General features: G+C 39.5%; 16 protein-coding genes. 7 read left to right on the top strand and 9 right to left on the bottom strand.

Features of this window, described 5'->3' with window-relative positions; translation table 11 throughout:
• Positions 1-229 precede the first annotated feature (229 nt).
• The 5 genes from H5119_RS04030 to H5119_RS04010 all read right to left on the bottom strand — a co-directional run bounded on the left by H5119_RS04030 (position 230) and on the right by H5119_RS04010 (position 3549).
• A complete protein-coding gene (locus H5119_RS04030) occupies positions 230-616 on the bottom strand; it encodes a hypothetical protein (RefSeq protein ID WP_182701302.1) in 387 nt (128 codons plus the stop codon).
• Positions 617-893: 277 nt separating this feature from the next.
• Positions 894-1754: an alpha/beta hydrolase gene (locus H5119_RS04025; protein ID WP_182701301.1), complete on the bottom strand. Its 861-nt coding sequence runs from the start codon at positions 1752-1754 to the stop codon at positions 894-896.
• Between the two features lie 81 nt (positions 1755-1835).
• The gene (locus H5119_RS04020) at positions 1836-2126 is read right to left on the bottom strand and encodes a type II toxin-antitoxin system RelE/ParE family toxin (RefSeq protein ID WP_182701300.1); all 291 of its coding nucleotides are present in this window, start codon (positions 2124-2126) and stop codon (positions 1836-1838) included.
• Positions 2116-2367, bottom strand: a complete 252-nt coding sequence (locus tag H5119_RS04015) for a type II toxin-antitoxin system Phd/YefM family antitoxin (RefSeq protein ID WP_182701299.1) — start codon at positions 2365-2367, stop codon at positions 2116-2118. The genes H5119_RS04020 and H5119_RS04015 overlap by 11 nt, the downstream gene beginning before the upstream one ends.
• Positions 2368-2472: 105 nt before the next feature.
• Positions 2473-3549: an RDD family protein gene (locus tag H5119_RS04010; RefSeq protein WP_182701298.1), complete on the bottom strand. Its 1077-nt coding sequence runs from the start codon at positions 3547-3549 to the stop codon at positions 2473-2475.
• A gap of 382 nt (positions 3550-3931) precedes the next feature.
• On the opposite strand from H5119_RS04010, the gene H5119_RS04005 reads away from it, so the two are divergent.
• Positions 3932-4456, top strand: a complete 525-nt coding sequence (locus H5119_RS04005) for a CIA30 family protein (RefSeq protein WP_182701297.1) — start codon at positions 3932-3934, stop codon at positions 4454-4456.
• A 20-nt stretch (positions 4457-4476) separates the two neighbouring features.
• On the opposite strand, the gene H5119_RS04000 is transcribed toward H5119_RS04005, so the two are convergent.
• The 4 genes from H5119_RS04000 to H5119_RS03985 form a co-directional block, all read right to left on the bottom strand.
• Complete coding sequence (locus tag H5119_RS04000) at positions 4477-5001, bottom strand: hypothetical protein (protein WP_182701296.1); 525 nt, start codon at positions 4999-5001, stop codon at positions 4477-4479.
• A gap of 143 nt (positions 5002-5144) precedes the next feature.
• A complete protein-coding gene (locus H5119_RS03995) occupies positions 5145-5621 on the bottom strand; it encodes an FKBP-type peptidyl-prolyl cis-trans isomerase (RefSeq protein ID WP_182701304.1) in 477 nt (158 codons plus the stop codon).
• Between the two features lie 2 nt (positions 5622-5623).
• A complete protein-coding gene (locus H5119_RS03990) occupies positions 5624-8056 on the bottom strand; it encodes a Lon protease family protein (protein ID WP_237070457.1) in 2433 nt (810 codons plus the stop codon).
• A 76-nt stretch (positions 8057-8132) separates the two neighbouring features.
• Positions 8133-8591 (bottom strand): zinc ribbon-containing protein, encoded by a 459-nt coding sequence (locus H5119_RS03985; RefSeq protein WP_138584836.1) that lies wholly within the window; start codon positions 8589-8591, stop codon positions 8133-8135.
• A 196-nt stretch (positions 8592-8787) separates the two neighbouring features.
• Between H5119_RS03985 and leuS the strand changes: the two genes are divergently transcribed.
• From leuS to rlmH, 6 genes are read left to right on the top strand one after another with little or no spacing between them, the layout of a single operon-like run.
• Entirely contained in the window at positions 8788-11376 is a 2589-nt protein-coding gene (gene leuS / locus H5119_RS03980) for a leucine--tRNA ligase (protein WP_182701295.1), read from the top strand.
• A 1-nt stretch (position 11377) separates the two neighbouring features.
• A complete protein-coding gene (gene lptE, locus H5119_RS03975) occupies positions 11378-11869 on the top strand; it encodes an LPS assembly lipoprotein LptE (protein ID WP_182701294.1) in 492 nt (163 codons plus the stop codon).
• On the top strand, positions 11869-12906 hold the full coding sequence (gene holA, locus H5119_RS03970) for a DNA polymerase III subunit delta (protein ID WP_077538432.1): 1038 nt from the start codon (positions 11869-11871) through the stop codon (positions 12904-12906). The genes lptE and holA overlap by 1 nt, the downstream gene beginning before the upstream one ends.
• A 14-nt stretch (positions 12907-12920) precedes the next feature.
• Positions 12921-13556: a nicotinate-nucleotide adenylyltransferase gene (gene nadD, locus H5119_RS03965; protein ID WP_182701293.1), complete on the top strand. Its 636-nt coding sequence runs from the start codon at positions 12921-12923 to the stop codon at positions 13554-13556.
• A gap of 55 nt (positions 13557-13611) precedes the next feature.
• Positions 13612-13929, top strand: coding sequence for a ribosome silencing factor (rsfS, locus tag H5119_RS03960; RefSeq protein WP_024610964.1), 318 nt, complete (start codon positions 13612-13614; stop codon positions 13927-13929).
• A gap of 37 nt (positions 13930-13966) precedes the next feature.
• Complete coding sequence (rlmH, locus tag H5119_RS03955; RefSeq protein ID WP_002958522.1) at positions 13967-14437, top strand: 23S rRNA (pseudouridine(1915)-N(3))-methyltransferase RlmH; 471 nt, start codon at positions 13967-13969, stop codon at positions 14435-14437.
• Positions 14438-14445: the final 8 nt, after the last annotated feature.

Below are 14445 nucleotides of genomic sequence, written 5' to 3'. Positions count from 1 at the left end.
TGGGCTAAGTAAAAACCGAGCAACAAAGAGTAAATAGCCCCTAGGAAGAACCCTTTGGGCAGCGCCTGTTTGGCATTAATGCTACGTTATCGCCCATTTATGGGGAATAACCACACTACATAGGCGCTGCCTTGCCTAAATACCAAACAGACTGCTGCAAATTTAACCTTGAAAGATCAACAGACCCTAAACCTATTTTGAATATATTTCTTATAGTATATGTTACCAGCTAGCCTTTTTCTAAAAGTTCTAGTTCACGCCTTCTATAAGTAGAGTATTTCAGCTTCTTTGAAATAAAGAATAATACGTCCTGCAATGCCTCTATTAAATTTTTTACTTCGTCATAACTATTTAAGTAATTAATACTTAAGTGGGCTCCAGCTTCCATTGCTAGCATGTGTTGAGACTTAGATTCAGACCAAATATTACTTAACTCTTCTATCAGTCTCTGGTTCTCAATAGCAATATCTTCTAATTCGAACTCTTCTAAATGATTAGAAAGCACACCCGTTTTGCTATCTTTAAAGCCAGAAGTAATAGAATGATAATTTGATGAGATCATCACGAAATTGCTTCCTAAAAACCCCTTAACTTTAGGTAATGAGTTTGTAATCATACCTACTCTTTCATTTAAACCTCTTTGCCGTAAGTATTCATGTCTAGCGTAAATAAGGGCTATTAAATATAACACCTCCCAAAAAACTTCCGAAGTTTGCGAACTTTTGCCCTAATCCGTGCTCACCAAAGAAAATAGTAATAGTACCTACAATAAGAAAAAGAATAGCAACTATATAAATGTAAAATTCCCAATACGGAGATTTCAAATCATCCATATATTTATCTAGTTTCTTAAACATTGTGAACTCCCTTTGCTTTTTAGTTACGTACCAAGTCTAATTAGCTGCTTCGTACAGAAGATTCCTAAGTCCATAATACCAACTAAGTGCGGCGACTGTGCCATGAGTTTCATCTTCAAAGTAACGTTGATTTATAATTAGATTATCGCTTGAGTGTGCTTTTAACTTTTCAACAAATGCTAAACCCCATCGGTAATTTGTTTTACCAATTTCGCCAAACGCTTCGCCGTTATTTGCAAAGGTAAAATACACATTGCCTTTAAGCAGCTTATTTATTAGTTGCTTCTCATCAAAATAACGGTTTAGGAAGTTATTATCCCACAGGTAGGTTGCATCAATAATTAAGTAATCTGTAAATAGCGCATGGTTGGAAAGCAATACATAGCTGGCAAACAAGCCACCAAAAGACTCGCCAATTAATACGCGTTTAGTTGATGTGCGGTAATTTTTATTAATCAGTGGAATGAGTTCTTTTTCAAAAAAGGCGCTGTAGTTTGCAGCGTTGCCAATATTTTCAAACTTTTCTAGAAGTTTACCGTTAAATGTCCAATCAACATTGGTTGGGGTAAAGTCACGTTCTCTTATCGCATTTTTACTATTAGGAATGGCGACTATAATTGCTTGTTGTATTTGCTGCTCTAGCCGTTCCGTACTAAGTGCCTCTACTAGCCCGGCGACAGCTTTTAGATATGTTTGGTCACCATCGAGCAAGTAAATAACTGGGTATACTTTATTAGAATTTTCATTATAGCTTGGCGGTAAATAAACACTAAAGCTGCGTTGCTCATCTAAAATAATAGACTTAAACTGGTGAGTTTTAGCTAAAATAATAGGCTCTGAGGCATTTACATTTACTGTAAAAAATAAATATAAAAATATTATTGATAAGACTTTCATACATATCCTTGTATTAATAACAAACGAAGAAGAAACGTCTGGCTTTCTTTGAACAAGCAAAACACCGCTTTTATTACTAAGCTATTCCTTAGTTCGTGACGCTAACTTTTTATATATTGCATCTTTATCGCGTTTACCAATTTCCAGTACATAAACCACAACTTCGTCATCAATAACTTCGTAAGCTAGGCGATATCCTGCCGTACGCAATTTTATTTTATAAACATTATCAAAGCCGCGTAATTTAGAGGCCCGTACATGCGGGTTATCTAAACGCTCAATAAGTTTCTTTTTAAACTGGCTTTTAAGTGGAGGTGCAAGCTTCCCCCACTCCTTTAATGCCGCAGGTAAAAACTTTAACTTATAAGTCATCTATACTAACTTCAATCGCTTGAGATAAATCGCCTCTGCGGCTCTCAACAACTTTAGTTAGTTCATAATCATCCAGTTGTTCCATTAGTAGCTCATACATTTGTGCAGGCACTAAGTAAGCTGCGGGCTTATTATGATTTAATATGGCTATTGCAGCACCATCTGCTTCATTCAAAAGCGCGGTTGGATTTTTTTTAAGTTCTGAAATACTTGCCGAACAATCAGCTAAAACTTGTCTCATAAAACACCTAAAAAGAACTAAATTAGGCTCTAATTTTAGACCTTTTTTTATTTTTAGCTATACTTTTTTATAATTTCGTCAGTTTTTGTTACTCTTTCACTGCATCTACAACGTTTGAGTATTCACTTCCTGATTTAAATCGCCTTTAATAACCACTGTCGCTGATATTTTATCTTGAATGGCTTGTCTGTTTGGATCCCAATATATCTGCAGGAACCCTAATAAGCCCGTGGCAAAACCTGCCCCGTAGCCGCCGTAACGACCAAAGCAATCAAGCAACCCTAATGGTTCACCATTTAAGGCAACAACGCGGATATTGCATGCTTTTTTACCCGGTGTTTGGCCGCGCCAAAGTAAGGAAAACAGCGTAAAGTAAACTGCAGCCCAGCCAAAACCCAGCCCTAAATCTTCAATAATGCCTTTGCCCCACTGCAAAATACTCGCTGCAGGTTTTGTTTCTTCGCTTTTGTTTTTTTCGTTTAAGGTTTTTTCTTTTTCAACTTTTTCAATTATGTTTCTCTCAGCTATAAGTTCGTCCGAAACGCTCTCTTGCTCTAAATCATTATTTTTAAAATCATCTGCTGCAATTGGCTCATCATCAGCTATAACCATTAAGTGCAATAATGCTCGTGTAACTTGAATACTTCCAGCGTCATCAATTTCAGCAAGCTCTGGTAATTGGCCAACTAAATTAGCTCGATCAGCACTTTGGCAAACATCATCGCAGTTTTTATCATCGGCTGTTTGCGCTAAATAGGTGCGTATTATTGATTTATCAGCGCTACTTAACTGATCTTTTTGTTCTATTTTTATCCCTTGAATAGCATTATCATCGTCGAAAAAATCAATCGCTATCGAAAGCACTGTGAGCGAGCTTACAAATAAAAAACCTGCTGCGAAAACTTTTAGGGTTCTGCGCCAAAACGATGACATTTTTGGAAGGTATTGCTGCGCAGTGCCTTTATAAAAAGCCATTGCAGCGACAAATGCGATTAAAGCCGCGCTGAGTTTAGCGGCTAAAAATATCAGTGCCACATCAATTATTATCGCGAATGCGCGTCGTGTAGGTGTTGCTAAAGGCAAACCTAGCAAGGTTTGATCAATCTTAAAGGCGTATGGCGTAATAACCTCTCTAGTTTCAGAGCTCGATAATTGTAATTGCTCTATTTCTTTGGCTTTCATTTATATTCTTTTATTATTAAAATAGGTCTCCATGTCAATTTACTCGTTTTTTATTTTTAGCTCAAGGTAAAGCTAATAAAATCAAAATGATAAAATTAATTAAAGTCTCTCACATAAATTAGTTTTGAAATAAGTGAACAAATAAAGTGCGAAACCGTATATCTAACCTGAACTCTGAATAATAAACCTACTTCAAGCAGCTATTTTAGTGCTAACTGCGTTGAATTTACGTGCAATAGGCTCGCTGATGCGTAAACATGCCTTGTTTTCACTGAAAACCTCTGGATAGAAAAACAAACTTAAATATAATTATGATTCAGTATGTTAGTAAATCTCTTAACCCGAGTTCAGGTTAACTATTTAAACCAACTAGGAAAACTCTATGACCACTAAACAACTTTCATCACTTTTTATATTTAACGCATTACTATTAAGCACTGAGGCTAATGCTGTTCAACGCTGGTATGTTGTTAATGATTCTGTAATGGGGGGGATATCTAATAGCCAAGTGGTTCAAACGCAAGGTAGTTTAGTGTTTACGGGCAATGTATCGCTCGATAATAATGGGGGCTTTGCATCAATACGTACGGAGCTAAATACACAAAGTCAAAATACTAAAGGTATAATGCTGCGTGTTAAAGGTGATGGGCAAACTTATCAGCTCAGACTCAGGACCACAGATTATCTTGATGGTGCAGCGTACACGCACTCATTTAAAACAGTAAAAAACGAGTGGCTAAATATTAATTTTATCCCGAGCGATTTTACGCTAAGCTTTCGCGGAAGAGTGCTAGATCAACAACCTACTATTGATTTTAACGATATAAGACAGCTCGGCTTTATGATTGCAGGTAAGCAAGAAGGTAAATTTAAGCTCGAAGTGAGTAAAATTCAGTTTAAAAGCTAACCCACCAGCGTGCAGTAGCGCTAAAGAGTATCGTCATCGCCTCGCCTTCTCATTTCGTTAATTATCAGCTCAACCATTTGTTGCTTTAGTGCAGCTTGCTGTGTTTTTAACTCACCTAGTTGCAGCTCTAACATATTTATTTGCTGCTGTTGTTGCTCGTTTTTATATTTTTTAGAACCCATATGCTCGGTATCTATAGTCAAACGGGCATCGTCTTTATCTTGTTCATATGCGCTACTATCTATGGTTAAGCTACGTTGTAGCTGGCTCTGTTTAAGCTTGTTAATTTGCTCCTGTAATGCAACAACCTGCTGCGTGAAGTACTTATATGCTTTTTCTAGATTTTTATACTGATCACTAAATGTTGCATTATCTTCACTGTACTTTTGCACCTTAGCGTCTAAAAATTCTGATAAAACATACTCCGGTTCTTCTTCAGGGACTTCTTCAAACGTGTCTTCAGCACGTTGCTGTTCTAATTGTATTAAAGGCTGGTTGCTGTAGTTGTATGCTTGATGTTGAATGGGTGCGGGTGAAATTTTCATTATTTTATCCCTAAAATAGCTTTGTCACTATTATAGGTATCGACCTCGTATTAAAATCCTTGAGTAAATTTTAACGTGAACTAAAAGCAAAAAGCCCCACTTTATTAAAGTAGGGCTTTAGCAATTAATTACTTCAAATCAAGTTACGACTCAATTGCCAGTAACTCTACTTCAAAAATAAGTACTGAGGCAGGAGGAATACTCCCCACACGTTTTTCGCCGTATGCTAATTGGTGCGGTACATAAAAAGTATATTTATCGCCTGGGCTCATTAGCTGTAAGCCTTCTGTCCACCCTTTAATCACTTGGTGCAACCCAAAACTAATCGGTGTTTTACGCTCTACTGAACTGTCAAACACAGTGCCATCGATTAATGTGCCATGATAATGCACGTTAACCATGCTTGTTGACGTTGGTTTATTTACGCCTTCACCTTTGTGCACTACTTTGTATTGCAAGCCAGAAGCGGTTTCAACTACCCCTTCTACTTTTGCGTTAGCCGCTAAATAGTCAGCGCCTATTTGTGCATTTATGCCTGCTTGTTGTTTTGCTTTTTTACTATTTTGAAATATTAAAAAACAAAAAATAGCGATTACCACCGCCAAAATTATATTGATCATCATTAACCTTTTTCGTTGCCTAGCTTTTCATTATCTAGCTCTTCGTCTTTTTCATCATCGCCGTTTACTATGTCGGCAATCTCTTTTAGGCGAGCAAGCGCAATACCGTTTACTGAGTTTTCTGGATACTGGTCATCAATAATATCGCCTGCTTCTATATCCATCAGTAAGTTAAGCGCTTGATCAACAGTTTCTACCGCGTAAATATTAAATTTACCACTTTCTACTGCGTTGAGTATTTCATCGTCTAGCACTAAGTTAACTTGGTTTGATTTAGGAATGATAACGCCTTGCGAACCAGTTAAGCCACGCATTTTGCACAGTTTAAAAAAGCCTTCTATTTTTTCGTTTACGCCGCCAATGGCTTGTACATCACCGTGTTGGTTAATAGAACCTGTAAGCGCGATAGACTGGCTAATAGGCAAACTAGTGATGGATGATATAAGTGCACAAAGCTCAGCTAAAGATGCACTATCGCCATCTATGTAACCATAGCTTTGCTCAATAGCAATGTTTGCACTAAGCGTTAAGCTAAAGTGCTGGGCGTATTTATTGCCTAAATAACCAGTAAGCAACATCACCCCTTTTGAGTGAATTGCTTTGCCAAGCTCGGCTTCACGTTCTACATCAATGACCCCATCAGCGCCGGCATAAACGGTTGCCGTAATACGCGCCGGTGTACCAAATGAAGTGTCACCAATGTGCAGTACCGTTAAGCCATTTACTTTACCAATAGCTTGGCCGTCGGTTGCAATAAGCGTGTGACCTTCTTTTATATCACTTAGCATATTTTCGCTAATTTGACCGGTACGGTATTGCTTGCCTTCAATAGCTTCATCAATATGGTGCGCATCAACTAATGTTTGATTATCTTGCTTGGCGTAGTAACTCGCCTCTGCAACAAGCTCTAAAACATCAGCAAAACGAGCAGATAATTTATTGTGATGCTCTGCTTGTCGATAGCTAAATTTAAGTAACCTCACCATCGCCGCTTGCGTAGTGGTGCATTTTAAAGTTTGCTCACAATACTCTGTAACTTTGGTAATAAACTGGTACTGTAATTTATCGCTGCTTGGCAGGTAGTAGTCAAAGTCGGCTAATACTCTAAATAGTTCAGCAAATTCTTCGTCGTATTCACCTATGGTGTAGTACAACTCGCGAGAGCCTAATAAAATAATTTTCACATCAAGCGGAATGAGCTGCGGGCGAAGTGTAAAACTCGTCCCGACTGTACTATCTTGATACGGTAAATCATTTTTTATCTGATGCGTTTTTAAACACAATTTCAAACCATCCCACACTTGCGGGTTTGCCATTATTTTTTCAGCATCCATTATTAAGTAACCGCCATTAGCACGATGCAATGCACCTGGCTGAATTGACCGGTAACTCGTAATTAACGTGCCTTGTGATGTCGCGTATTCAATTTTACCAAATATGTTACCAAAGGTTGGGTTTGGCTCATACACCACTGGCGCTGCATCGTCTTCTTTAAACTCAACTAAAATATTGGGTGCAAAAAAGTCGGTCAGCATGCCTTTGCGGTCAAAGTCTTCTTTGCTTTCTTCACTTTCATCTTCGTCATCTAGCCATTCAAGTACAGCATCGATAATTTCAACGCGTATATCTTTTAAATAACGCAGTACGCCAATGTGTGTGGCGTACTTATGTTCTAAATCTTTTAGAAGTGGTTTAGTGGCTTGCTCTGCAGTCGACTTTTTAAGATTACGAAGTTTTTCTTTTGATTCACGCTTCCAACGCGGCAATTCTATTAACGCTTCTATTAGTGCGTCTTCTAGCTTTTCTATTTTTTCAAAAAACTCTTCGCGTAATGTTTCTTCAAGTTCGCCAAATTCACTGTCGCTTAATTGTTTACCGTCAACAAGTGGTGCAAACCCTACTGAGCTTTTTTCTTCGACTAGTGCAACGCTTTGCTCAAGTGCCGCTATTTCTACAGCCGTGATGGCGCTGTCGTAAGCGTCATTAAATTCGCGATCGATTGATTTTTTCTTGCGTTGATACGCTGGGTTATCGAATGCAGCGGGAAACGTATCGAGCACTTCATCTAAAAATGAGTCGATGTCGTCACTGAGTAGTTTGCTTTGCCCTGCTTGCATAAACAATGCAATGGGCTCTCGGTGATCGGCGTAATTATTTACGTATAACCATTCGTTAGGTGTCGCTCTATCTTTTGCATGTTGTTTGAGTTTATCTTTTACGAGTGTATAACGCCCATGAGCCGCCTCGCCCATTACATAAACGTTATAACCAGGTAGGTCCATCCCCAAGGAAAAATCTAGCGCACTTTGGGCACGTTGTTGGCCTATAAAAGTAAGTGGCTCTGGATATGGATTACTCATACATGTGTTTACATGATGAGTCGAAATACTCGGTGCGAGTGCAGATACAGGTAATGGCAGCAATTTTTTCGTCATTCTAACTTCTTTGTTTACCAGCATATTCACTGGCTTTAAATGCATTAAGTGGCTTAGCGCCACTCAATACTACTATTTAGGGTTGCAAAGCCTTGCGGCTAAACTCTATTGAATCACATTCTATGCAAGGCGTTATTTGCGTCGCGTGATAAATGTCGTGGCTATGGTTACAATTCTTACATACTAATGTGCCTATGGCTATCCATTCGCCTACGTGATACACACCATTATGCTTAAAATCTTGACTTAACGATTGCCATTCAAGCTGTGTTTTATCTTCTATGTGCGATAGTTCAAGCCAAATAGACTCTTTAAGTTCTTGCCATGCAAGTGAATTATAATGAGCCTCGTGCTCTACAAGATGTTCAATGTCGTTCTTTAAATAGCTTTTATAAAGCTCATATCTTTCTTGGCTTAAATCTTTTAGTGCCTGCTCAGATCCAACAAACCCAGAAATCACGTCTTTTACACCATGCTCTTTCACCTCTTTTAGCCAATGGGTAAAACTGCCAAGCCATGTTTTGTAATCAGTCATTTTTTACTCCTTCAAAATTGCTGTTAAATCAGTCTGTAACTTATGTTTTTAGCTAACTACAGTATAAAAAGGCAGGTTAACCTGCACTGAAAGTTACAATTTAATAAAAGCATGTTTTTGACGCTGTGAATAGTGTTTTATTTGGGGTATCCTAACGGCAATTTTTTATTAGTTTGCAAGAAGTCTGGAACCATAGATGCAAGAGCAATATAACCCGCAAGATATAGAGTCAAAAGTACAAAGCTACTGGGAAGAAAACCAGGTATTTAAAGTCACTGAAGATGAGAGCAAAGAAAAGTATTACTGCCTTTCTATGTTCCCTTATCCGAGTGGTCGACTGCATATGGGTCATGTGCGTAACTACACCATTGGTGATGTTGTTTCTCGTTTCCAGCGCCTGCAAGGCAAAAACGTAATGCAACCTATGGGTTGGGATGCGTTTGGTTTACCTGCAGAAAACGCTGCTATTAAAAACAAAACAGCACCAGCAAAGTGGACTTACGAGAACATTGACTACATGCGTAACCAACTTAAGCAATTAGGTTTTGGTTATGACTGGGATCGTGAAATTGCAACCTGCCACCCAGAATACTACAAATGGGAGCAGTGGTTTTTCACTAAGCTTTACGAAAAAGGCCTAGTGTACAAAAAAATGTCGACAGTTAACTGGGATCCAGTGGATCAGACAGTATTGGCAAACGAGCAAGTTATTGACGGTCGCGGTTGGCGTTCAGGCGCTGTGGTTGAGCAAAAAGAAATTCCACAGTGGTTTATTAAAATTACCGACTACGCACAAGAGCTACTTGACGATTTAGATAAGCTTGAAGATTGGCCAGAGCAAGTTAAAACAATGCAGCGCAACTGGATTGGCCGCTCTGAAGGGTGTGATATTGAATTTAAGCGCACCGATAACGACGAAACATTTAGCGTATACACAACTCGTCCAGATACCTTTATGGGTGTTACCTATGTTGCTGTTGCCGGTGGCCACCCGATTGCACAAGAAGCCGCTAAAAATAGCGATGCTATTGCAATGTTTGTTGAAGAATGCAAAAACACCAAAGTTGCCGAAGCAGATATGGCAACAATGGAGAAAAAAGGCATAGCAACAGGCTTTTACGCCACTCACCCATTAACGGGCGAGCAAGTACCAATTTGGGTCGCTAACTTTGTATTAATGCATTATGGCTCAGGCGCTGTAATGGCAGTACCTGCACACGATCAACGCGATTTTGAATTTGCAACCGCTTACGGTCTTGATATAAAACAAGTCATTGCACCGGTTGAAGGTTCAGACCTTGAAGTAAACCTTAAAGAATCAGCATTTACCGATAAAGGTGTACTTGTAAATTCAGGTGAATTTAACGGCCTTGATTTTGACGCTGGTTTTAAAGCGATTGCCGATAAATTAGAAGCACTCGGTGTGGGTGAGCGTAAAGTAAACTTCCGCCTGCGTGACTGGGGTGTTAGCCGCCAGCGTTACTGGGGCTCACCAATCCCAATGCTTAGCGACGAAGAAGGCAAAGAGCTTGCTGCAACAGAAGATATGCTCCCCGTTCGCTTACCAGAAGACGTGGTAATGAACGGTGTAACATCACCACTTAAAGCAGACCCAGAGTGGGCTAAAACAACAGTCAATGGCGCACCTGCGTTTCACGAAACTGATACGTTTGACACCTTTATGGAATCGTCTTGGTACTACGCACGCTACTGTAGCCCACGCTACAACGAAGGCATGCTTGACCCTGCTGCTGCTAACTACTGGTTGCCAGTAAACCAATACATTGGTGGTATTGAGCACGCTATTTTACATTTATTGTACTCGCGCTTTTTTCATAAATTATTACGTGACTTTGGTTTAGTAAACTCAGACGAGCCGTTTGACCGCTTACTTTGTCAAGGTATGGTACTTGCTGAAACATTTTATCGTAAAGATGAAAAAGGCGGTGATATTTGGATTTCGCCAAGTGATGTAAATACCGAAACCGACGACAAAGGCCGCGTAACTAAAGCATGGCATAAAGAAGATGGCGAACCGGTATTCTCATCTGGCATGAGCAAAATGTCTAAATCTAAAAATAACGGTATAGACCCACAACATGTAATTGCCCAGTACGGTGCAGATACAGTGCGTTTATTCATGATGTTTACAGCACCACCAGAGCAAACGCTTGAATGGTCAGACTCGGGTGTTGAAGGCGCGCATCGTTTCTTAAAACGTGTATGGAAATACGCGGTAGACGTTAAAACTGTGGGTTACCAAGCACTTGATAAATCAGCGCTCACTAATCCGCAAAAAGTACTTCGTCGCGATTTACATAAAGCGATTGCTAAAGTGACTGACGATGTTGAACGCCGTCAAACCTTTAACACCGCTATTGCAGCTATTATGGAGCTTTCTAATAAATTATTGAAAGCACCGCTTACAGATGCACAAGATGTGGCGATTGCAAACGAAGCGCTTGAAGCGCTTGTTATTATGCTTGCACCTATAACGCCGCATTTATCGCATGAGCTTTGGAAAGAGCTTGGCAAAGAAGGCGAAATTTTAGATGCAGCATGGCCAAAAGTTGATGAGTCGGCACTTGTTGAAGACGAAAAGTTAATTATTGTCCAAGTAAACGGTAAGCTTCGCGCTAAGTTAACAGTTGCAGCAGATGCTACACAAGAGCAAGTAGAAGCCCTTGCGTTTGCTGAATCTAACGTCACTAAATTTACTGATGGCGCAACTATTCGTAAAATCATTTATGTGCCGGGTAAACTACTTAACGTGGTAGCTAACTAACATGGCGACATTTAACGCCATTAAAAATGGACTAGCCTTAGTGCTAGTCTGTTTTTTGTTATCGAGCTGTGGCTTTCATTTTAAGAAAGCCTCGAGCCTGCCTGATAACTTAAAACAGCTAACACTAGTAGGCGATGATGAAAAATCGGCCTTGTTCGAAAGCCTTAAAAACGAGCTAAAAGCCAGTAATGTAGAGCTAATACCGTCAGCTAAAGGCAAAGCTCAATTGTATTTACGTCAAGAAACAGTTGAACGTCAAACACTTTCGTTATTTAAAAATGGTCAAGTTGCTGAATACGAACTTGCTTATGGCGTATCGTATATTGTTAAGCGCCCAGGCGAAAACGCAATAGAAAAGCGCTTCGAGCTTTATCGTAATTATCAAGACGATCCAGATCATGCGTTAGCTAAAGCAAAAGAGCTTGAGCTACTCATTAGCGAAATTCGTGAGCAAGCTAGTCGTCGTATTGTTAGAGAGCTGTCGCAACTCTAATGCGCTGCTACGCAAATCAACTACCGAGCGAACTAAATAAAGGGCTAAAGCCCTTTTATTTAGTATTTGGGGAGGAGCCTTTTCAAGAAGCGCAGTGTGTACAGCAAATTCGCGACACGGCTAAAGCGCAAGGCTTTGATGAAGTAATTAAATTTACTTTAATGCAAGGATTTGATTGGCAAGAGATTATAGCTCAGTACCAAAGCATGTCACTGTTTAGCGCACGTACTATTATTGAGCTTGATTTAAACCAACAAAAACCTGGTATTGTTGGCAGTAACACATTTAAAAAAGTTATTGAACTGGTCAACCCTGATACCATTCTTATTATTAAAGGCGCTAAGGCTAGTCAAGAAGTACAACGCGGTGCGTGGTTTAAAGCTCTCGATAAGCTTGGTGTATTTGTCCCTTGCTACCCACTAACTGGCTCACATGTAAAACGATGGCTTGACGAGCAGTGCCAACGCTTATCGCTTAACATGCAAAACGATGCCAAACTTAGCTTAATAAATGCCACCGAAGGTAATTTATTAGCGTGTTTTCAAGAACTCGAAAAACTTTCGTTATTACACGGCAATGCGCTTATTAATCAGCAGTTAGTCATGCAAGGGCTATTAAATCAGGCCAAGTTCGATATTTTTGATTTAAGCGACGCCCTATTAAATGGCCACGCTAAACAAGCTATTAAAGTATTAAACAAACTGGCCAGTGATAACACCGAAGTGGTGAGCATTTTGTGGGCTATAACCAAAGAACTTACTACACTTATAAATGTGCAACTTGGTTTATTAAATGGCGAGCCTATTGCTAATTTATTTAAACAAAATGCAATTTGGAAAAATCAGCAAGGCCCAGTTCAAAACGCAATAAATCGTTTAAACATGCATACACTTGAACACATAAACAGTGATGTTGCTTTGTTTGATGCCAGTTATAAGCAAGGTAATTTAATTGCACCTTACCAAGCGCTTGCTCATATTTGTATTAAATTTTGCCAGCCGCTCGACATCCCAATGCCTTGCCACACGGTTAATTAAAGGGTGTATGTGAAATGATTGCAATTTTTGGTGGCACATTCGACCCTGTCCATTTAGGGCATTTAAATATGGCGCAGCAATGCGTTAAAACATTTAATTTAAATACACTCTATTTTATGCCTTGTGCATTACCTGCCCATAAAGCAGCACCGGGTATTAGTACACAGCACCGTATAAATATGCTAAACGCGGCGATTGAACCTTATCCGTATTTTGATCTCGATTTAAGAGAGCTTAACAGAGTCGGTCCATCCTATTCGTTACTTAGCTTGCAAGAATTGCGTAAAGAACACCCAGCTACGCCTATTTTATTTTTGATTGGTATGGACTCGTTTAACAACCTCGACAAATGGTTTGAGTGGCAAACAATAACGCAGCTATGCCATATCGTCGTTTATCAGCGCCCTGCTCAAGATTGCAGTGTCAATGGTGAACTTAAAAGTTACTTGCAACATGCAAAGGTAGACGAAGTAACGGCACTTGAACAAACTCTCGCTGGGAAACTTTATTTTTTATCCGGTGAAACCCATAATGCAGCCTCGAGTATTATTCGAGAACAGCTTAAAAAAAGTAATAAAAAGAATGAACTATTACCCGCTGCAGTGAGTCATTACATACAAATGCATCAGCTCTATCAAATTGATGCTTAAAAACGCCTACCGTGTTAAAATGCGCGCCATTAAATTTTTAAATTGAGACAAAACCTTGGATTCAAAACAATTACTCGCTTTTGCTATGGATAAAATTGACGATATGAAAGCGCGTGACATTATTCATATTGACGTAACAAAGACATCTGACATCACTGACTATATGGTTATTTGTTCAGGCACATCGAAGCGCCACGTACAATCAATTGCCGATCATTTAGCAAAAGAAGCACGTCACGCAGATTCAGAACCTCTAGGTTATGAAGGCGAAAGTGATGGCGAATGGGCACTGGTTGATTTAGGTGACGTGGTTGTTCACGTAATGCAAAGTGAAGCACGTATCTATTACGATCTAGAAAAACTGTGGGGCTAGACCCTTACTCATTTTAGACAATGCTTGGAAGTAATACGTGAAAATACAAATGATTGCTGTTGGTACAAAAATGCCAGCATGGGTAGAAACGGGATTTGCAGAATATCAGCGCCGTTTCCCTAAAGATATGGCCCTTGAGTTAATTGAAATTCCAGCCGGAAAACGTGGCAAGAATGCGGATATAAAACGTATTTTACACATTGAAGGTGAAAAAACATTAGCGGCTATTCCAAAAGGCAATCGTATTGTTACGTTAGAAGTCACAGGGAAAGCGCTAGATACTCACCAGCTTGCTAAAAACATGGAAAAATGGCAACTCGACGGCCGCGATGTAAGTTTACTTATTGGCGGACCTGAAGGACTTGCTCCAGAGTGCATTGCAGCTTCAGAGCAAAAATGGTCGTTATCTAATTTAACATTACCGCACCCGTTAGTGCGCATTATTGTTGCAGAGAGCCTTTACAGAGGCTGGAGCTTAAATAACAACCATCCTTATCATCGCGAGTAACCTCTTGC

The organism is Pseudoalteromonas sp. SG45-5, assembly GCF_014164085.1.
Taxonomy (GTDB): domain Bacteria; phylum Pseudomonadota; class Gammaproteobacteria; order Enterobacterales; family Alteromonadaceae; genus Pseudoalteromonas; species Pseudoalteromonas aliena.
The sequence above is the reverse complement of the archived record's forward strand: the minus strand, read 5'-3'. Positions and strand labels throughout refer to the sequence as shown.

What these genes read in the sequence shown, in the direction of transcription:
- H5119_RS04015 (WP_182701299.1), bottom strand. Translation starts at nt 2,367, where the DNA reads ATGAGACAAGTTTTAGCTGATTGTTCGGCAAGTATTTCAGAACTTAAA.
- H5119_RS04025 (WP_182701301.1), bottom strand. Translation starts at nt 1,754, where the DNA reads ATGAAAGTCTTATCAATAATATTTTTATATTTATTTTTTACAGTAAAT.
- H5119_RS03985 (WP_138584836.1), bottom strand. Translation starts at nt 8,591, where the DNA reads ATGACTGATTACAAAACATGGCTTGGCAGTTTTACCCATTGGCTAAAA.
- holA (WP_077538432.1), top strand. Translation starts at nt 11,869, where the DNA reads ATGCGCTGCTACGCAAATCAACTACCGAGCGAACTAAATAAAGGGCTA.
- H5119_RS04020 (WP_182701300.1), bottom strand. Translation starts at nt 2,126, where the DNA reads ATGACTTATAAGTTAAAGTTTTTACCTGCGGCATTAAAGGAGTGGGGG.
- leuS (WP_182701295.1), top strand. Translation starts at nt 8,788, where the DNA reads ATGCAAGAGCAATATAACCCGCAAGATATAGAGTCAAAAGTACAAAGC.
- H5119_RS04000 (WP_182701296.1), bottom strand. Translation starts at nt 5,001, where the DNA reads ATGAAAATTTCACCCGCACCCATTCAACATCAAGCATACAACTACAGC.
- H5119_RS04005 (WP_182701297.1), top strand. Translation starts at nt 3,932, where the DNA reads ATGACCACTAAACAACTTTCATCACTTTTTATATTTAACGCATTACTA.
- H5119_RS04030 (WP_182701302.1), bottom strand. Translation starts at nt 616, where the DNA reads ATGATTACAAACTCATTACCTAAAGTTAAGGGGTTTTTAGGAAGCAAT.
- H5119_RS03995 (WP_182701304.1), bottom strand. Translation starts at nt 5,621, where the DNA reads ATGATCAATATAATTTTGGCGGTGGTAATCGCTATTTTTTGTTTTTTA.
- lptE (WP_182701294.1), top strand. Translation starts at nt 11,378, where the DNA reads ATGGCGACATTTAACGCCATTAAAAATGGACTAGCCTTAGTGCTAGTC.
- nadD (WP_182701293.1), top strand. Translation starts at nt 12,921, where the DNA reads ATGATTGCAATTTTTGGTGGCACATTCGACCCTGTCCATTTAGGGCAT.
- H5119_RS03990 (WP_237070457.1), bottom strand. Translation starts at nt 8,056, where the DNA reads ATGACGAAAAAATTGCTGCCATTACCTGTATCTGCACTCGCACCGAGT.
- H5119_RS04010 (WP_182701298.1), bottom strand. Translation starts at nt 3,549, where the DNA reads ATGAAAGCCAAAGAAATAGAGCAATTACAATTATCGAGCTCTGAAACT.